At 71.1% G+C, this 18,658-nt stretch carries 15 protein-coding genes; 14 read left to right on the top strand and 1 reads right to left on the bottom strand.

The window, feature by feature from the left end; genetic code table 11:
- The 5 genes from IR155_RS04520 to uvrB are packed head-to-tail and all read left to right on the top strand — an operon-like array spanning nt 1 to nt 7,011.
- Nucleotides 1-771 carry a LamB/YcsF family protein gene (locus IR155_RS04520; RefSeq protein ID WP_135113603.1) on the top strand — a complete coding sequence of 257 codons (771 nt, stop codon included), beginning with the start codon at nt 1-3 and terminating at the stop codon, nt 769-771.
- Nucleotides 768-1,556 carry a putative hydro-lyase gene (locus IR155_RS04515; protein WP_135113601.1) on the top strand — a complete coding sequence of 263 codons (789 nt, stop codon included), beginning with the start codon at nt 768-770 and terminating at the stop codon, nt 1,554-1,556. The genes IR155_RS04520 and IR155_RS04515 overlap by 4 nt, the downstream gene beginning before the upstream one ends.
- Entirely contained in the window at nt 1,553-3,154 is a 1,602-nt protein-coding gene (locus tag IR155_RS04510) for a 5-oxoprolinase subunit B/C family protein (RefSeq protein ID WP_233441099.1), read from the top strand. The genes IR155_RS04515 and IR155_RS04510 overlap by 4 nt, the downstream gene beginning before the upstream one ends.
- Nucleotide 3,155: 1 nt before the next feature.
- Entirely contained in the window at nt 3,156-4,871 is a 1,716-nt protein-coding gene (locus tag IR155_RS04505) for an acetyl/propionyl/methylcrotonyl-CoA carboxylase subunit alpha (RefSeq protein WP_135113599.1), read from the top strand.
- A 58-nt stretch (nt 4,872-4,929) separates the two neighbouring features.
- Complete coding sequence (gene uvrB, locus IR155_RS04500; protein ID WP_135113598.1) at nt 4,930-7,011, top strand: excinuclease ABC subunit UvrB; 2,082 nt, start codon at nt 4,930-4,932, stop codon at nt 7,009-7,011.
- Nucleotides 7,012-7,023: 12 nt separating this feature from the next.
- On the opposite strand, the gene IR155_RS04495 is transcribed toward uvrB, so the two are convergent.
- Nucleotides 7,024-7,239 carry a hypothetical protein gene (locus tag IR155_RS04495; protein ID WP_135113595.1) on the bottom strand — a complete coding sequence of 72 codons (216 nt, stop codon included), beginning with the start codon at nt 7,237-7,239 and terminating at the stop codon, nt 7,024-7,026.
- A 64-nt stretch (nt 7,240-7,303) separates the two neighbouring features.
- On the opposite strand from IR155_RS04495, the gene IR155_RS04490 reads away from it, so the two are divergent.
- From IR155_RS04490 to tpiA, 9 genes are all read left to right on the top strand, one after another.
- Entirely contained in the window at nt 7,304-7,750 is a 447-nt protein-coding gene (locus IR155_RS04490) for a MarR family winged helix-turn-helix transcriptional regulator (RefSeq protein ID WP_233441098.1), read from the top strand.
- 79 nt (nt 7,751-7,829) lie between these two features.
- Nucleotides 7,830-10,718 (top strand): excinuclease ABC subunit UvrA, encoded by a 2,889-nt coding sequence (uvrA, locus tag IR155_RS04485; protein WP_135113593.1) that lies wholly within the window; start codon nt 7,830-7,832, stop codon nt 10,716-10,718.
- Entirely contained in the window at nt 10,718-12,625 is a 1,908-nt protein-coding gene (gene uvrC / locus IR155_RS04480) for an excinuclease ABC subunit UvrC (RefSeq protein WP_135113591.1), read from the top strand. The genes uvrA and uvrC overlap by 1 nt, the downstream gene beginning before the upstream one ends.
- Nucleotides 12,626-12,635: 10 nt before the next feature.
- Nucleotides 12,636-13,535, top strand: coding sequence for an RNase adapter RapZ (rapZ, locus tag IR155_RS04475; protein ID WP_135113589.1), 900 nt, complete (start codon nt 12,636-12,638; stop codon nt 13,533-13,535).
- 124 nt (nt 13,536-13,659) lie between these two features.
- Nucleotides 13,660-14,631, top strand: a complete 972-nt coding sequence (gene whiA, locus IR155_RS04470) for a DNA-binding protein WhiA (protein ID WP_135113586.1) — start codon at nt 13,660-13,662, stop codon at nt 14,629-14,631.
- Between the two features lie 141 nt (nt 14,632-14,772).
- Nucleotides 14,773-15,399, top strand: a complete 627-nt coding sequence (locus IR155_RS04465) for a superoxide dismutase (RefSeq protein ID WP_135113584.1) — start codon at nt 14,773-14,775, stop codon at nt 15,397-15,399.
- Between the two features lie 92 nt (nt 15,400-15,491).
- The gene (gap, locus tag IR155_RS04460; protein WP_135113582.1) at nt 15,492-16,499 is read left to right on the top strand and encodes a type I glyceraldehyde-3-phosphate dehydrogenase; all 1,008 of its coding nucleotides are present in this window, start codon (nt 15,492-15,494) and stop codon (nt 16,497-16,499) included.
- A 101-nt stretch (nt 16,500-16,600) separates the two neighbouring features.
- Nucleotides 16,601-17,815, top strand: a complete 1,215-nt coding sequence (locus IR155_RS04455) for a phosphoglycerate kinase (RefSeq protein WP_135113580.1) — start codon at nt 16,601-16,603, stop codon at nt 17,813-17,815.
- Nucleotides 17,812-18,594: a triose-phosphate isomerase gene (tpiA, locus tag IR155_RS04450; RefSeq protein WP_406916379.1), complete on the top strand. Its 783-nt coding sequence runs from the start codon at nt 17,812-17,814 to the stop codon at nt 18,592-18,594. The genes IR155_RS04455 and tpiA overlap by 4 nt, the downstream gene beginning before the upstream one ends.
- Nucleotides 18,595-18,658 lie beyond the last annotated feature (64 nt).

Here is an 18,658-nt window from a genome sequence, read left to right as displayed (position 1 = left end):
ATGACGGCGATCGATCTGAACTCGGACCTCGGGGAGAACACGCCCGACCGGATCGTGGCGGACGACGCCGCCATGCTCGGCATCGTGAGCAGCGCGAACGTCTCGTGCGGCTTCCACGCCGGAAGCCCCGAGGGCATCAGGGACACCCTGGCCGCCGCCGTCGCCAACGGCGTGACGATCGGCGCCCACCCCGGGTACCGGGACTACGAGGGGTTCGGCCGGCACGCGATGGACGTCGACTCCGCGACGCTGCAGGCGCACGTCGAGTATCAGCTCGGCGCGCTCCTCGGGCTTGCCGCCGGCGTCGGTGGCGTCGTCCGCTACGTCAAGCCGCATGGGGCGCTGTACAACACCATTGCGCGGGATGAGCGGCAGGCGCGCGACGTGGTGGCGGCGATCCGCGCAGTCGACCCGTCGCTCGTGATGCTGGGCCTCGCCGGCGGCGTCGCGATCGACGTCGCCGAGCGCGCGGGGCTCGCCACCGCGGCCGAGGCGTTCGCCGACCGGGCGTACACGCCCGGCGGCGAGCTCGTGTCGCGCACCCTGCCCGGCGCCGTGCTGCACGACGCCGGGGCGGTCGCCGCGCGCATGCTGCGGCTCGCGCGCCAGGGAGTGATCGAGGCCGTCGATGGCACGCTCGTCCCCGTGCGCGCCGACTCGATCTGCGTCCACGGCGACAGCGCGGGCGCGATCGAGATGGCACGGGCCACGCGCGACCTGCTCGAGGCCGAGGGAATCCGCATCGCGCCGTTCGCGGGAGCGACGTCGTGAGGGCGGACGCGGTCGCCGAGGCCCGCGCCGCGCGCGCCGCATATCGGGCAGGACGCGTCGCCCCCACGAGCGGCGTCGCGCACGGCCTGGTGCAGGCGAACCTGATCTCGGTGCCGGCCGACTGGGCGTACGACGTGCTGCTGTTCGCGCAGCGCAATCCCAAGCCCTGCCCCGTGCTCGAGGTGCTGGACGCGGGGGCCGTCGAGTCGCGCATGGCGCCCGGATCCGACCTGCGCACGGACATCCCTGCGTACCGGATCTGGCGGGACGGCGAGCTGGCGGAGGAGACGACGGACGCGTCGGCCGCGTGGGACGAGCATCCCGACCTCGTGTCCTTCCTGATCGGCTGCAGCTTCACGTTCGAGGCGGGCCTCGCTGACGCGGGCATCCCGATCCGGCACCGCGAGCTCGACCGCAACGTGCCGATGTACCGCACGGCGCAGCAGTGCGCGCCCGCCGGGCGGCTGCGCGGCGAGCTCGTCGTGTCGATGCGGCCGATTCCCGCCGGCCGGGTGGCGGACGCGGTGACGATCTCGGGGCGGTACCCCGCGGTGCACGGCGCGCCCGTCCACGTCGGCGATCCCGCCGCGCTCGGCATCGCCGACCTGCAGGCCCCCGAGTTCGGCGACGCCCCCGAGATCCGCGACGGCGAGGTGCCGGTGTTCTGGGCCTGCGGGGTCACCCCGCAGGCCGCCATCATGGCGTCGCGCCCGCCGTTCGCCGTCACGCATGCTCCCGGGCACATGTTCCTCACCGATGTCCCGGATGCGGAGTACCTGGCGTGAGGCGCGTCCTGGCGGCCTCCGATCGGGCGCTGCTCGTCGAGGAGCACGACCTCGAGGCGGCGATGCGGCTGCATGCCGCCCTCGCCGCCGCCGCGCTCCCGGGCGTCGAGGAGCTCATCCCGGCCGCGCGCACGGTCCTCGTGAGGTTCGATCCGGGCGTCGTGCGCCCGGATGCGCTGCGGCGCGGGATCGCCGACCTGGCGCCGGTCGCGGACGCCGCGGCCGGGTCCGGATCGGTGACCATCCCCGTTCACTACGGCGGCGAGGATCTCGCCGAGGTCGCGCGGCTGCTGGGGCTGACGGAGCACGAGGTGATCGCCCGGCACAGCGCGGCGACCTGGCGCGTCGCGTTCACGGGCTTCGCGCCCGGGTTCGGCTACCTCGTCGGCGATGATCCGGTGTTCGACGTGCCGCGCCGGCCCACCGCGCGCACGCGGATCCCGGCGGGCTCCGTCGCGCTCGCCGGGACGTTCTCGGGCGTCTACCCACGCGAGAGCCCGGGTGGGTGGCAGCTGATCGGCCGCACGGACGCCGTGATGTGGGACCTTCACCGCGACCCGCCGGCGCTGCTCGCGCCCGGCACCATCGTGCGCTTCGAGCGGGCGGAGCGGGAGTCGATCGCCGCCGCCGCGGTGCAGGCAGTTCCCGCCGCGCACGAGGGCCCGTTCGCCGTGGAGGTCGTCCGGCCCGGACTGCAGCTCGTGATCGAGGACCTCGGACGGCCCGGCAACGCGGCGCTCGGCGTCTCGGCATCCGGAGCGTCCGACCGCGGGGCGCTGCGGCGCGCGAACCGCGCGGTCGGGAACCTGCCCGGCGAGGCGGCGTTCGAGCTCGCCGGGGGAGGCGCGATCCTGCGGTTCCGCGGGGCGGGCGTCGTCGCCGTCGCGGGTGCGCGGATGGATCCGGTCATCGTGAGGGCCGACGGCGTCGAGTTCCCCGTGACCGACGCCGAGCCCGCCGCGATCGAGGACGGCGACGAGCTGCGGCTCGGACCCGCGCGGGACGGACTGCGCGCCGTGATCGCGGTGCGCGGCGGACTCGACCTCGAACCCGCCCTCGGCAGCCTCGCGAGCGACACGCTCGCGGGCCTCGGGGCGGGCCCGCACGGCGGGTCGCCCCTCGCCGCGGGTGCCGCGATCCCGCTGCGCGGACCGGCGGCCGCGCCGTCCGCGGTCGAGCCGTTCCCGGCGCCCCGCGATCCGCTCCCGGTCGCCGGCGATCGCGTGACGCTGCGGATCGTGCTCGGCCCGCGCGACGACTGGTTCACCGCCGCCGGCCTGCGCACCCTGCTCGAGCAGGAATGGCTCGTCACGCCGCGCTCCGACCGCGTCGGCATCCGGCTCGAGGGCGCCGCGCCCCTCGAGCGGGCGGTCGCCGGCGAGCTGCCGAGCGAGGGCGCCGTGACCGGCGCGATCCAGGTTCCACCCGACGGACAGCCGGTGCTGTTCCTCCCCGACCATCCGCTCACCGGCGGATACCCCATCATCGGCGCCGTGATCGACGCCGACCTCGACCTCGCCGGGCAGCTGCCGCCCGGCGCGCGCATCCGCTTCCGCCTCGCCGACGCCGGCGCGGGCCGCAGCGAGACAGGAGTCTGACGTGCAGAAGGTGCTCATCGCCAATCGCGGAGAGATCGCGGTCCGCGTGATCCGCGCGCTGTCGGAGGCCGGGATGACCTCGGTCGCCGTGTACGCGGATCAGGACGCCGACGCGATGCACGTGCGTCTCGCCGACGAGGCACACGCGCTGGGCGGCGCGACCGCGGCCGACAGCTACCTGTCCATCGACCGGCTGCTCGCGGCGGCGGCCGCCTCGGGCGCCGACGCCGTGCACCCCGGCTACGGGTTCCTGTCCGAGAGCGCGGCGTTCGCGCGCGCGGTGGAGGACGCCGGCCTCATCTGGATCGGTCCCAGCCCCGAGAGCATCGAGGCGCTCGGCGACAAGATCACCGCACGCGGGATCGCGCAGCGGGTCGGCGCGCCGCTGGTGCCCGGCACCGACGGGCCGCTCGGCTCGGCGGACGAGGCCGTCGCCTTCGCGCGCGAGCACGGCCTTCCCATCGCGATCAAGGCCGCGTTCGGCGGTGGCGGCCGCGGGCTCAAGGTCGCCCGGCGCCTGGAGGACGTGGCCGAGGCGTTCGCATCGGCGTCGCGCGAGGCCGTGGCGGCGTTCGGGCGCGGCGAGTGCTTCGTCGAGCGCTTCCTCGACCGCCCGCGGCACATCGAGGCGCAGGTGCTGGGCGACGGGGCCGGCACGGTCGTCGTTGTGGGCGACCGCGACTGCTCGCTGCAGCGGCGCAACCAGAAGCTCGTCGAGGAGGCCCCCGCCCCCGGCTTGACCGACGAGCAGCGCTCGCGGATCCACGCGGCCGCCCGCGACATCTGCGCCGCGGTGTCCTATCGCGGTGCCGGCACCGTCGAGTTCCTGATGGGCGAGGACGGCGTCATCTCGTTCCTCGAGGTGAACACGCGCCTGCAGGTCGAGCACCCCGTGACCGAGGCCGTCACGGGCGTCGACCTCGTTCGCGAGCAGCTGCGCATCGCCGCGGGGGAGGGGCTCTCGCTCTCGGCCACGCCCGTTCCGGTCGGTCACGCGATCGAGGTGCGGATCAACGCCGAGGATCCCGGGCGAGGCTTCCTGCCGAGCCCCGGTGCGGTGACGGGGCTGCGGATCCCGGCCGGGCCGGGCGTCCGGTGGGACGGCGGCATCGAGGCGGGGGACGCCGTGCAGCCCGCCTTCGACTCGCTCATCGCGAAGCTCATCGTCTCGGCCCCGGATCGGGACGCCGCGCTCGTCCGCGCGCGCCGCGCGCTGCGGGAGCTCGCGGTCGACGGCGTCGCGACCGTGGCGCCGTTCGCCCGCGAGATGCTCGCCGATCCGGCGTTCTCGACGACGGGCTTCGCCGTCCACACGCAGTGGATCGAGGCCGAGCTGATGCCGCGCATCGAGGTGCAGCCGCGCCCGGAGCCGGTGCCCGATGCGGGGCTGCGTCGCTTCCCGATCGAGCTCGACGGCCGTCGGGTCGTGGTCGGCCTGCCGGCGGACCTGCTCTCCGGATTCGCGAGCGCCGCACCCGCGCCGACGCCGGCCGCCGCCGCGGACCCGTCGGTCCTCGCCGCGCCCGTACCCGGTGCAGTGGTGCGCTGGCTCGTCGAGGACGGCGGCGCCGTCGAGGAGGGGCAGGATGTCGCGGTGATCGACGCGATGAAGATGGAGACGACGGTGGCGGCGCACCGCGCCGGCATCCTGCGCCACCGCGTCGACGTCGGAGGGGCCGTCGCCGTCGGCGATCCGCTCGGCGCCGTCGAGGCCTGAGGTTCCGCCTCCAGCGAAGCCCGGGCCCCGTGTCGGTGGCCCCTCCTAGGCTTGGAACATGCAGACGACTCGGAGCGTGCGCCCGTTCGAGGTGGTCAGCGAGTACATGCCGTCCGGCGACCAGCCGAAGGCGATCGCCGAGCTCGCGGCCCGCATCAACGCGGGCGAGACCGACGTCGTGCTGCTCGGCGCGACCGGTACGGGAAAGTCGGCCACGACCGCCTGGCTGATCGAGCAGGTGCAGCGACCGACGCTCGTGATGGCGCACAACAAGACGCTCGCCGCCCAGCTCGCCAACGAGTTCCGCGACCTGATGCCGAACAACGCGGTCGAGTACTTCGTCTCGTACTACGACTACTACCAGCCAGAGGCGTACGTGCCGCAGACGGACACCTTCATCGAGAAGGACTCGTCGATCAACGCAGAGGTCGAGCGGCTGCGCCACTCGACGACGAACTCGCTGCTCAGCCGCCGCGACGTCGTCGTGGTCAGCACGGTGTCGTGCATCTACGGCCTCGGCTCGCCCGAGGAGTACCTCCGCGCGCTCGTCGCGCTGCAGGTGGGGGAGCGCTACGACCGCGACGCGCTCATCCGCCAGTTCATCGGCATGCAGTACAACCGCAACGACGTCGACTTCTCGCGCGGCAACTTCCGGGTGCGCGGCGACACGATCGAGATCATCCCCGTCTACGAGGAGCATGCGATCCGCATCGAGCTCTTCGGCGACGAGATCGAGGCGCTGTACAAGCTGCATCCGCTCACGGGCGACGTGATCGAGCGGCTCGACGCCATCGCGATCTTCCCCGCGACCCACTACGCGGCGGGAACCGACACGATCCAGCGCGCGATCAAGACCATCGAGCACGAGCTCGAGGAGCGCCTGAAGGAGCTCGAGTCGCAGGGCAAGCTGCTCGAGGCGCAGCGCCTGCGGATGCGCACGACGTTCGACCTCGAGATGCTCCAGCAGCTCGGCTTCTGCTCGGGCATCGAGAACTACTCGCGCCACCTCGACGGGCGAATGGCGGGCGAGCCGCCGCACACGCTGCTCGACTTCTTCCCCGATGACTTCCTGCTCGTGATCGACGAGTCGCACGTGACGGTGCCGCAGATCGGCGCGATGTACGAGGGAGACGCCTCGCGCAAGCGCACGCTCGTCGAGCACGGCTTCCGGCTTCCCAGCGCCATGGACAACCGCCCCCTCCGGTGGGACGAGTTCAAGAACCGCATCGGTCAGACCGTGTACCTCTCGGCCACCCCCGGCAAGTACGAGATGGGCATCGCCGACGGCGTGGTCGAGCAGATCATCCGCCCGACCGGCCTCATCGACCCCGAGATCGTGGTGAAGCCCTCGAAGGGGCAGATCGACGACCTCCTCGAGGAGATCCGCGTCCGCGTCGAGCGCGACGAGCGCGTGCTGGTGACGACCCTCACCAAGAAGATGGCCGAAGAGCTCACCGACTTCCTCGGCGAGCACGGCGTGCGCGTGCGCTACCTCCACTCGGATGTCGACACCCTGCGTCGCGTCGAGCTGCTCACCGAGCTGCGTCAGGGCGTCTACGACGTGCTCGTGGGCATCAACCTGCTGCGCGAGGGCCTCGACCTGCCGGAGGTGTCGCTCGTCGCGATCCTCGACGCCGACAAGGAGGGCTTCCTGCGCTCGGGGACGTCCCTCATCCAGACCATCGGACGCGCGGCGCGCAACGTGTCCGGCCAGGTGCACATGTACGCCGACCGGATCACCGACTCGATGAGGAACGCGATCGACGAGACCGAGCGGCGTCGCGAGATCCAGATCGCGTACAACCTCGAGAACGGCATCGACCCGACGCCGCTGCGCAAGCGCATCGCGGACATCACGGATCAGCTTGCGCGCGAGGGCGCCGACACCGACGCGATGCTGTCGAAGCGCGATGCGGCGCGGGCGAAGAGCGGCAAGAGCAAGACCCCGACGCCGGTGCGCAAGCGCGAGGGCCTCGCGGCCGAGGGCGCCCAGCAGCTCGAGGACACCATCGCCGATCTCAGCAAGCAGATGCTCGCGGCGGCCGAGGAGCTCAAGTTCGAGCTGGCCGCGCGCCTGCGCGACGAGGTGCAGGACCTCAAGCGCGAGCTGCGCCAGATGGAGAAGGCGGGCCACGCGTAGCCCGGCGCTGGCCTAGAGGGCCGTCGGGCAGTGAAGCGCGCCGTCGTCCGAGCGCGTGTGCTCGTCCTTGCGGCGCCCGCAGTGGGCGCACGTGTCCCCGTCGCGGTTCCGCGGCAGGTTCGGGCTGACGTGCGGCGGGCCGGCGAGGCGGATGAGGGTCGCGTTGAACCACTGGTAGAGGCCGCCGGCCTCCCGGACGCGGTCGCGCAGCGGGGCCTTGTCACTCATGATGCTTAGTGTACTAAAGGCTAACGCTTAGTTCACTAAAGACCTGGTGTGTGAGACTGTACGGGTGTCCGAGCTTCAGGAAGATCTGCTTGCGCTGGAGAACCAGCTCTGCTTCGCGATCGTGACGGCGGCGCGCAACGTCGTGTCGATCTACCGGCCGATCCTCGAGCCGCTCGGCTTGACGCATCCGCAGTACCTCGTGATGCTCGCGCTCTGGGAGAGCTCGCCCCGCAGTCTCGGCGAGATCGCCGAGGAGCTCGCGTTCGATCCGGCGACCGCGTCGCCGCTCGTGAAGCGACTCGAGGCTCAGGGGCTCGTGCGCCGCAGCCGGCGCTCGGACGATGAGCGTCGGCTCGACATCGATCTCACCGACGCGGGCCGCGCGCTGCGTGACCAGGCGCTGTCCGTGCCGATGCAGGTCATGGAGCGCGTGGGGATGACGCCGTCGGAGGTTGCCTCGCTGCGCGGTGCGCTGAAGCCGTTCTCGGGCCGGCTCGACAAGTTCGCCTGAGCCTGGGGTTCGCCTGGGGATCGGGCGGGGAACTTCGAACAAAGGTCCGCATGTCGGTGGGGGCACCTAGACTTGACGGGTGCCGATCGTCCCTGTCTCCAGCCCCGGAAAGATCAGTGTGCGCGGTGCCCGCGTGCACAACCTGAAGAACGTCGACCTCGAGATCCCGCGTGACTCGATGGTGGTCTTCACAGGCCTCTCGGGGTCGGGCAAGTCGAGCCTTGCCTTCGACACGATCTTCGCTGAAGGCCAGCGCCGCTACGTCGAGTCGCTCAGCGCCTATGCCCGCCAGTTCCTCGGTCAGGTCGACCGCCCGGATGTCGACTTCATCGAGGGTCTGAGTCCCGCGGTCTCGATCGATCAGAAGTCTACGAACCGCAACCCGCGGTCGACGGTCGGCACGATCACCGAGATCTACGACTACATGCGCCTGCTGTGGGCGCGCATCGGCGTCCCGCACTGCCCGCAGTGCGGCGAGAAGATCCAGCGCCAGACCGTGCAGCAGATCGCCGACCAGCTCAACGCCCTCCCGGAGGGCACGCGCTTTCAGGTGGTCGCGCCCATCGTCAGCCAGAAGAAGGGCGAGTTCGTCGACCTCTTCAAGGAGCTGGGTGCAAAGGGCTACTCTCGGGCGATCGTCGACGGCGACCTGATCCAGCTCGCCGAGCCGCCGACGCTCAAGAAGAGCTACAAGCACGACATCTCTGTCGTGATCGACCGTCTCGTCTCGCGCGAGAACATGCTCGGGCGCATCACGGACTCCGTCGAGACCGCCCTGGGCCTCGCGGGCGGCGTGCTGCAGGTCAACTTCGTCGACGAGGAGGGGGATGACGCCTGGCAGTCCTTCTCCGAGAAGCTGTCGTGCCCGAACGGTCACGCCCTGCAGCTGACCGAGATCGAGCCCCGCACGTTCTCGTTCAACGCGCCCTTCGGCGCGTGCCCCGCGTGCTCGGGTCTGGGCACGCGGATGTCGGTCGACGTCGAGCTCATGCTCGGCGACGAGGACCTGTCGATCCGCGAGGGCGTCATCGTGCCCTGGACGACCCAGGGAAAGGGCCTGTTCCAGTACTATGAGCGGCTGCTCGTCGGTCTCGCGCACGACCTGAAGTTCTCCCTCGATACGCCGTGGCGCGCACTGCCGCAGGCGGTCAAGGACGCCGTGCTCTACGGCGAGGGCTACAACGTCAACGTCCGCTACAAGAACCGCTGGGGCCGTGAGGTCCGCTACGCGAGCGGGTTCGAGGGCGTTGTGCCGTACATCGAGCGCCAGTGGTCGCAGGCCGAGAGCGACACGCAGCGCCAGCGCTGGTCCGAGTACCTGCGCGAGGTGCCGTGCCCCGTCTGCGATGGCGACCGGCTCAAGCCCGAGGTCCTCGCCGTCAAGGTGCACGACCGCTCGATCGCCGAGGTCTCGCACCTCAGCCTCGAGGACGCCCGGGGCTTCATGGAGCTGCTCACGCTCACCGACCGCGAGGCCCACATCGCCGCCCAGGTGCTGCGCGAGATCCGCGTCCGGCTCGACTTCCTCATCCGGGTCGGCCTCAACTACCTCACCCTCAGCCGTGCGGCGGGCTCGCTCTCGGGTGGCGAGGCGCAGCGCATCCGCCTGGCGACGCAGATCGGCACGGGCCTGACCGGCGTGCTGTACGTGCTCGACGAGCCGTCGATCGGCCTGCACCAGCGCGACAACCGCCGCCTGATCGAGACCCTCGTGACGCTGCGCGACCTCGGCAACACCCTCGTCGTCGTCGAGCACGACGAGGAGACGATCGAGGCGGCCGACTGGGTCGTCGACATCGGTCCCGGCGCGGGCGAGGGCGGCGGACAGGTCGTCCACTCGGGTCCATACGAGCAGCTGCTCGCCGACAAGAGCTCGATCACGGGCGACTATCTCGCGGGACGCCGAGAGATCCCGACGCCCAAGAAGCGCCGCCGCATCGACCGCAAGCGCATGCTCTCGGTCGTCGGCGCGCGCGAGAACAACCTGCGCGACGTCACGGCCGACTTCCCGCTCGGCGTGCTGACGGCCGTCACCGGCGTCAGCGGATCGGGCAAGTCGACGCTCGTGAACGACATCCTGTACGAGGTGCTCGCGACGCGCCTCAACGGCGCGCGCCGCGTCGCCGGCAAGCACACGCGGGTGACGGGTCTCGAGCACCTCGACAAGGTCGTGCACGTCGACCAGGCGCCCATCGGGCGCACGCCGCGGTCGAACCCCGCGACCTACACGGGAGTGTTCGACCGCATCCGCAACCTGTTCGCCGAGACGCCCGAGGCGAAGGTCCGCGGCTACCAGGCCGGGCGCTTCAGCTTCAACGTCAAGGGCGGCCGCTGCGAGGCGTGCTCGGGCGACGGCACGCTGAAGATCGAGATGAACTTCCTCCCCGACGTGTACGTCGACTGCGAGGTCTGCCACGGCAAGCGGTACAACCGCGACACCCTGCAGGTCCACTACAAGGGGAAGAACATCGCCGAGGTGCTCGAGATGTCGATCGCCGAGGCGGCCGAGTTCTTCGAGCCCGTCCAGGCCATCCACCGCTACATGAAGACCCTCGTCGACGTGGGGCTCGGCTACGTGCGCCTCGGCCAGTCCGCCACGACGCTCTCGGGCGGCGAGGCGCAGCGCGTGAAGCTCGCGACCGAGCTCCAGCGCCGCAGCAACGGCCGCAGCGTGTACGTGCTCGACGAGCCGACCACGGGTCTTCACTTCGAGGACGTGCGCCGCCTGCTCGAGGTGCTCGACAGCCTCGTCGAGAAGGGCAACACCGTGATCGTGATCGAGCACAACCTCGACGTGATCAAGTCCGCCGACTGGATCATCGACCTCGGGCCGGAAGGCGGCTCGGGCGGTGGTCAGATCATCGCCACCGGCACGCCCGAGCAGGTCGCCACCGTCGAGGGAAGCCACACCGGCGAGTTCCTCGCCGAGGCGCTCGGCATGCGGGAGCGGGCCCGCAAGGCGGGCTGATGCGCGAGCAGCTCGCCTACAAGCCGAAGCCGGGGGAGATCCCGACCAACCCGGGCGTCTACCGGTTCCGCGACGCGCACGGCCGGGTGCTCTACGTGGGCAAGGCGAAGAACCTGCGCCAGCGGCTCTCGAACTACTTCGCGCCCCTCCACACGCTCCACGAGCGCACCCGCCGGATGGTCACGACGGCGGCGTCCGTCGAGTGGACGGTCGTGCCGACGGATGTCGACTCGCTGCAGCTCGAGTACCAGTGGATCAAGGAGTTCGATCCGCCGTACAACGTCCGCTATCGCGACGACAAGTCGTACCCCTTCATGGCGATCACGCTCGCCGACGAGGCGCCGCGCGTCATGGTGACCCGCAACCGGCGCATCCCCGGGGCGAAGTACTTCGGCCCGTTCCCGAAGGTGTGGGCGGTGCACGACACCATCGATCTGATGATCAAGGTGTTCCCGATCCGCACCTGCAGCGACTCGTCGTACAAGCGCGCGATGCAGACGGGGCGGCCCTGCTTCCCCGGTCAGATCGGGAAGTGCGGCGGGCCATGCTCCCACCGCGTCACGATCGCCGAGCACCGCGCGATCGTCGACGACTTCATCGCGTTTATGCAGGGCGGCGACGAGCGCTTCACGCGCGACCTCACCGCGCGCATGAAGGCGGCGGCCGCCGCGATGGACTACGAGCACGCCGCGGTGCTGCGCGACAAGCTCGCCTCGATCGAGGCAGTGCTCAACAAGAGCGCGCTCGTGCTGCCGGCCGACACAGACGCCGACCTGTTCGGCATCGCCGAGGACGAGCTGTCGGCCGCCGTGCAGCACTTCGTGATCCGCGGCGGACGCGTCCGCGGCGTCAGCTCGACGACCATCGACAAGGAGCTCGACATCTCGGGCGGCGACCTCGTCGACCAGATCCTGCAGCGCGTCTACGGCGACGCCGCGCCCGCCGACATCCCGCGACGGGTGCTCGTGCCGGTGCTGCCGCCCGATGCCGACGAGCTCGAGCAGTGGCTGCGCGGCAAGCGCGGCAAGGCCGTCGAGATCGCCGTCGCCCAGCGCGGCCAGCGCGCCGAGCTGCTGCGCAACGCGACGCTGAACGCCCAGCAGGCGCTGCTGCGGCACAAGACGCGGCGCACGAGCGACTACTCGGCCCGCACGCAGGCCCTCGGCGATCTGCAGGAGGCGCTCGGCATGGACGAGGCGCCGCTGCGGATCGAGTGCTTCGACATCTCGCACCTGCAGGGGACGAACGTCGTCGGCTCGATGGTCGTGTTCGAGGACGGGCTGCCGCGGAAGGATCAGTACCGGTCGTTCTCGATCGCCGAGACCACCGACGACACCGACTCGATCCACCAGGTGCTCACGCGCCGGCTCGCGCACCTCGACCGCCCGGACGAGCCGGAGGCCGCCCCGAGCGAGGAGGGCGCCGTCGTGAAGAAGCGCCCCCGGTTCGCCTACCCGCCGCAGCTCCTGATCGTCGACGGCGGCAAGCCGCAGGTCGAGGCCGCCGCCCGCGCGCTGCGCGAGTCCGGGCACGAGGAGATCGCGCTGTGCGGCATCGCCAAGCGGCTGGAGGAGATCTGGCTGCCCGGCGACGACTTCCCGGTGATCCTGCCGCGCACGAGCGAGGCGCTGTATCTCGTGCAGCGCCTGCGCGACGAGGCGCACCGCTTCGCGATCTCGCACCAGCGTCGTCGGCGCAAGCGCGACATCCGCAGCGTGCTGAGCGAGGTCCCCGGGCTCGGCGACGCGCGCATCCGGGCGCTGCTGCGGCACTTCGGGTCGGTGTCGGCGCTGCGCGGCGCGACCGTCGCGCAGATCGAGGAGCTGCCCGGGATCGGCCCGAAGCTCGCCGAGACGGTCTTCCGTCATCTGCAGGGAGACCTCCGCGAGGAAGCCCCCACCCCATAGGCTGGAAGCGATGATCGCCGACGAAGCACGCCGCCCCGAGGACACCACTGTCACCGGGGAGGTGCTCATCGTCACCGGCATGTCCGGCGCCGGGCGATCGACGGTGGCGAACGCCCTGGAAGACCTCGACTGGTACGTGGTCGACAACCTGCCGCCGCAGATGCTGCGTCCGCTGCTGGACCTCGCGGGCCGCCTCGGCGGGCAGCTTCCGCGGGTTGCCGCGGTCGTCGACGTCCGCGGCCGCGACCTGTTCGCGGAGCTCCCCGCGGAGGCACAGGCGATCCGCGACAGCAGCAACCTGCGCGTGGTGTTCCTCGACGCCTCCGACGACGTGCTCGTGCGCCGATTCGAGGCAGTGCGCCGCCCGCACCCGCTGCAGGGGAACGGCACGCTCGTGGACGGCATCCATCGCGAACGCGCGGTGCTCGCGCCGCTGCGGGAGAGCGCCGACGTGATCATCGACACGTCGCGCTTCAACATCCACCAGCTCGCCAACCGGGTGAGCGACCTGTTCGCCGACGCCGAGGCGCCCGCCCACGCGCTGACGGTGCAGAGCTTCGGCTTCAAGTACGGGCTGCCGCCCGACGCCGACCTCGTCGCCGACATGCGCTTCCTGCCGAACCCGTTCTGGAACGACGACCTCCGGGGCCTCACCGGCGAGGACAGCGACGTCAGCGAGTACGTGATGGCCCAGGAGGGCGCATCCGAGTTCCTCGACGCGTACGCGACAGCCCTGCGCCCGGTGCTCGCCGGCTACCAGCGCGAGAACAAGCGTCACTCGACCGTTGCGATCGGATGCACCGGCGGCAAGCACCGCTCGGTCGCGATGGCGATCGCGCTGGTGGAGCGGCTCAAGGATGTCCCTGGCGTCGCCGTGCGGGTGCGTCACCGCGACCTCGGGCGGGAGTAGCGGCCCGGAGCTCCCGACTAGCGCCCTCCGCTGGGAAGTCGCCCCCGGTGGCGAGGGGCCCCCAGCAGGTAGGCTGTCTCTTCGCGCCGAGCATGGCGCTGCAGTCTGTGAAGTAGGGAGAACGGTGTCTCTGACCGCCGATGTCAAGGCCGAATTGGTCGCCGTGCGCGACCCGCGACCGTCGGTGCGCGTCGCCGAGCTGACCGCGCTGCTGCGGTTCGCCGGAGGGCTGCACTCGATCGCCGGACGCGTGGCGGTCGAGGCCGAGGTCGACACGCCTGAGCTCGCTCGCCGCACGGCGCGCGACATCGCCGAGATCTACGGCGTCCGCCCCGAGCTCGCCCGCATCCAGGGCTCCGGAAGCCGCGAGGGCGAGTACTTCGCCGTGCGCGTCGTCGACGGCGGCGAGACCCTCGCGCGCCAGACGGGGCTCCTCGACGTGCGTCGCCGCCCCGTGCGCGGCCTGCCGAACAAGCTCACCACCGGATCGCGCGACGACCTCGCCGCCGTCTGGCGCGGCGCGTTCCTCGCCTCGGGCAGCCTCTCCGAGCCCGGCCGCTCCGCCTCGCTCGAGATCGCGTGCCCGACCGGCGAGGCCGGCATGGCGCTCGTCGGCGCCGCACACCGCATCGGCGTCGCCGCGAAGGCCCGCGAGGTACGCGGCGTTCCGCGCGTGGTCGTCCGCGAGGCCGAGGCGATCCGCGGCATGCTCGTGGCGATGGGCGCGGCGCAGACCGCGACCGAGTGGGACCAGCTGCGTCAGCGCCGTGAGGTGCGCGCCGGCGTGAACCGCCTCGTGAACTTCGACGACGCGAACCTGCGTCGCTCCGCGCAGGCGGCCGTCGCCGCGTGCGCCCGCGTCGAGCGCGCGCTGGAGATCCTCGGCGAGGACGTGCCGCCGCACCTGCGCCAGGCCGGCGACCTGCGCCTCGCGCACCGCGACGCAAGCCTCGACGAGCTCGGCCACCACGCCGACCCGCCGCTGACGAAGGACGCCGTCGCCGGCCGCATCCGCCGCCTGCTGGCGATGGCGGACAAGCGCGCCGAGCAGGAGGGCATCCCCGGCACCGAGGCGGCCGTCCCCGCCGGTTCCTGAGGAACCGGTCGCGCGATCCTGTCATCGGGCATCCCGAGGTCTTCCTTGCTCACTAGGATGAATCTCGTCCGGTCCCGTCGCGAGCGCGACGAGGAGGCACACCGATAGCGTCGGCAACCCCGGCGCGGATGGGAACTTCGCATGGCTGTCTACACCCTCCCCGACCTGCCTTACGACTACGCAGCACTCGAGCCGCACATCAGCGGCAAGATCATGGAGCTGCACCACGACAAGCACCACGCCGCGTATGTCGCCGGTGCGAACACGGCGCTCGAGCAGCTCGCCGCCGCCCGCGAGAGCGGTGACTTCGCCAACGTGAACAAGCTCGAGAAGGACCTCGCGTTCCACCTCGGCGGACACACCAACCACACGATCTTCTGGAACAACCTCTCGCCGAACGGCGGGGGAGAGCCCGAGGGCGAGCTCGCCGCGGCAATCGCCGACCAGTTCGGTTCGTTCGCCGCGTTCCAGGCGCACTTCGCCGCCGTCGCCAACGGCATCCAGGGCTCCGGCTGGTCTGTCCTCGCGTGGGACGCCATCGGCCAGCGCCTCTCGATCTTCCAGCTGTTCGACCAGCAGGCGAACGTGCCGCTGGGCGTGACGCCCCTCCTCATGCTCGACATGTGGGAGCACGCGTTCTACCTCGACTACCTCAACGTGAAGGCGGAGTACGTCAAGGCGTTCTGGAACATCGCCAACTGGCAGGATGTCTCCGCTCGCTTCACCGCCGCCCGTGAGAAGACCGCCGGACTGCTCGTCGCCGGCTGACCGACGGAGGTCCCGTCGGGGTGCCTGCCCGCCGGGACGCCCCGTCACCACCAAACCGCGCGCGCAGCGCGCATGACCTACAGGAGACCTCAGTGTCCGTCAGGATCGGAATCAACGGCTTCGGCCGCATCGGCCGCAACTTCGTCCGCGCAGCTCTCGCGCAGGGCGCCGACATCGAGATCGTCGGTGTCAACGACCTCACCGACAACAAGGCGCTCGCGCAGCTGCTGAAGTTCGACTCGGTGGGTGGCCCGCTGGGCAAGGACGTGACCTTCGACGAGCAGTCGATCACGGTTGACGGCCACGTCATCAAGGCGTTCGCCGAGCGCGACCCCTCCGCCCTCCCGTGGGGCGAGATCGGCGCCGACATCGTCATCGAGTCGACCGGTCGCTTCACCAAGCCCGACGAGGCGAAGAAGCACCTCGCCGGCGGCGCCAAGAAGGTCCTCATCTCGGCCCCGGCCTCCGGCCCGGCCCCGACTTTCGTGATGGGCGTCAACGAGGACAAGTACGACGCGGCGAACGACCACGTCATCTCGAACGCCTCGTGCACCACGAACGCGCTCGCCCCGCTGGCGAAGGTGTTCAACGACGCCTTCGGCATCGAGCGCGGCTTCATGATGACCGCTCACGCCTACACGGCCGACCAGAACCTGCAGGACGGCCCGCACAGCGACCTGCGTCGTGCGCGCGCCGCGGCGATCAACATCGTGCCGACCTCGACCGGTGCCGCCAAGGCGATCGGCCTCGTGCTGCCCGAGCTGAACGGCAAGCTCGACGGCACCAGCTACCGCGTGCCGGTGCCCACCGGCTCGATCGTCGACCTGACGCTGGTCACGAAGGACGGTCTCACCGTCGACGAGATCAACGCCGCGTACCAGGCGGCCGCCTCGGAGGGCCGCCTCAACGGCATCCTGCAGTTCTCGACCGACCCGCTGGTCTCGAGCGACATCCAGCTCAACCAGCACTCGTCGATCTTCGACTCGGGCCTGACGAGCGTCGCCGGCAACCTGGCGAAGGTGTCGGCCTGGTACGACAACGAGTGGGGCTACTCGAACCGTCTCGTCGACCTCGCCGAGTACGTGGGAGCGCAGCTCTGATCTGACGTCACCTGAGGCCCGTCGGCACCGGATCCCCGGTTGCCGGCGGGCCTTCGTCGTGCGTCCTGTGAGAGCGGATGCCGCGCGGTAGAGTCGGATCGATGTCTCTGCGAACTCTCGATTCCCTCGGTTCGGTCGCCGGCAAGCGCGTCATCGTGCGCTGCGACCTCAACGTCCCCCTCAAGGACGGCACGATCACGGACGACGGGCGCGTGCGCGCGTCGCTCCCCACCCTGAACGCCCTGATCAACGCGGGAGCCCGCGTGATCGTCGTCTCGCACCTCGGTCGTCCCGAGGGCGCGCCCGACGCCAAGTACAGCCTGGAGCCGGTCGCGCAGCGACTGTCCGAGCTGCTCGGCAAGCCGGTCGCGTTCGCGCGGGACACGGTCGGCGAGTCGGCTCGGGATGCGGTCGCGGCCCTCGAGGACGGCGACATCGCCGTCCTCGAGAACCTGCGCTTCAACCCGGGCGAGACGTCGAAGGACGACGCGGAGCGCGGCGCCTTCGCCGAGCAGCTCGCCGCCCTCGGCGACGTGCTCGTCTCGGATGGCTTCGGCGTCGTCCACCGCAAGCAGGCGAGCGTCTACGACCTCGCGCAGCGGCTGCCGAGCGCGGCTGGCCTGCTGATCGCGACGGAGCTCGAGGTGCTCGACCGCCTCACGGAGACCCCGGAGCGGCCCTACACGGTCGTCCTCGGCGGCTCGAAGGTGTCCGACAAGCTCGGCGTCATCGACCACCTGCTCCCGCGCGTTGACCGCCTGCTGATCGGCGGCGGGATGCTCTTCACCTTCCTCGCCGCCCAGGGCCACAAGGTCGGCTCCAGCCTCCTCGAGGAGGACCAGCTCGAGAAGGTGCGCGGATACATCCGCGAGGCGCAGGAGAAGGGCGTCGAGCTCGTCCTGCCGACCGACATCGTCGTCGCCGCCAAGTTCGGCGCCGACGCGGAGCACGCCGTGACCGCGGCAGACGCCATCGAGGACACGCCCTTCGGCGCCTCCGGCATCGGCCTCGACATCGGCCCCGACAGCGCCGCGGCGTTCGCCGAGGCTGTCCGCGGCTCCAAGACGGTGTTCTGGAACGGTCCGATGGGCGTGTTCGAGTTCCCCAACTTCGCCAACGGCACGAAGGTCGTCGCCAAGGCGCTCACCGAGGTCGACGGCCTCAGCGTCGTCGGCGGCGGCGACTCCGCCGCGGCGGTGCGCCAGCTCGGCTTCGAGGATGCGGCCTTCGGCCACATCTCGACCGGCGGCGGCGCCAGCCTCGAGTTCCTCGAGGGCAAGAAGCTTCCCGGACTGGAGGTCCTCGGATGGGCATGATCCGCACCCCGCTCATCGCGGGCAACTGGAAGATGAACCTCGACCACCTTCAGGCGGTCGCATTCGTGCAGAAGCTGCACTGGGCGCTCAAGGACGCGAAGCACGACTTCGAGTCGGTCGACGTGTCGGTCTTCCCGCCGTTCACCGACCTGCGCAGCGTGCAGACGCTGATGGACGCCGACAAGATCCCGTTCGGCCTCGGCGCGCAGGATCTGTCCGTCCACGAGTCGGGCGCGTACACGGGCGAGATCTCCGGCGCGTTCCTGAAGCGCCTCGACGTCGGATCGGTCATCATCGGCCACTCCGAGCGTCGTGAGTACCACGCGGAGGGCGACGACATCGTCGCCGCGAAGGTCAAGGCGGCCCTGAAGCACGGGCTCGTCCCCGTGATCTGCGTGGGCGAGACGGCGGAGGACCTCGAGACCCACGGCGCCAGCGCCGTGCCGGTCGGTCAGCTCGAGATCGCGCTCGACGGCGTGGACGCCGCGGCGGACATCGTCGTCGCGTACGAGCCGGTCTGGGCGATCGGTTCGGGCCAGGCGGCGACGCCCGAGCAGGCGCAGGAGGTGTGCGCGAAGCTCCGCGACGTCGTGAAGACGAAGCTCGGCGACGACGCTGCCGCGCGCACCCGCATCCTGTACGGCGGTTCGGTGAAGGCCGCGAACATCGCGAGCTTCATGCGCCAGCCGGATGTCGACGGCGCCCTGGTGGGCGGCGCGAGCCTGATCGTCGACGAGTTCGCCTCGATCATCCGCTTCCAGAAGCACGTCGGCGTCTGAGTCGTCGTCGACCCGCCCTGCCGCGCACGACCGCGCGGCGGGGTGGGCCGTATACTGATCCTTC

This window comes from Microbacterium paludicola (genome assembly GCF_015235415.1).
GTDB classification, from domain to species: Bacteria; Actinomycetota; Actinomycetes; order Actinomycetales; family Microbacteriaceae; genus Microbacterium; species Microbacterium paludicola.
Note: the sequence above shows the minus strand (reverse complement) of the source record. Positions and strands in the feature narration are given on the sequence as shown.

Bases quoted from the DNA above. Each gene is read 5' to 3' on its own strand.
- IR155_RS04495 (WP_135113595.1), bottom strand. From the start codon at position 7,239: ATGAGTGACAAGGCCCCGCTGCGCGACCGCGTCCGGGAGGCCGGCGGC.
- uvrC (WP_135113591.1), top strand. From the start codon at position 10,718: ATGCGCGAGCAGCTCGCCTACAAGCCGAAGCCGGGGGAGATCCCGACC.
- IR155_RS04520 (WP_135113603.1), top strand. From the start codon at position 1: ATGACGGCGATCGATCTGAACTCGGACCTCGGGGAGAACACGCCCGAC.
- tpiA (WP_406916379.1), top strand. From the start codon at position 17,812: ATGATCCGCACCCCGCTCATCGCGGGCAACTGGAAGATGAACCTCGAC.
- uvrB (WP_135113598.1), top strand. From the start codon at position 4,930: ATGCAGACGACTCGGAGCGTGCGCCCGTTCGAGGTGGTCAGCGAGTAC.
- IR155_RS04455 (WP_135113580.1), top strand. From the start codon at position 16,601: ATGTCTCTGCGAACTCTCGATTCCCTCGGTTCGGTCGCCGGCAAGCGC.
- IR155_RS04465 (WP_135113584.1), top strand. From the start codon at position 14,773: ATGGCTGTCTACACCCTCCCCGACCTGCCTTACGACTACGCAGCACTC.
- rapZ (WP_135113589.1), top strand. From the start codon at position 12,636: ATGATCGCCGACGAAGCACGCCGCCCCGAGGACACCACTGTCACCGGG.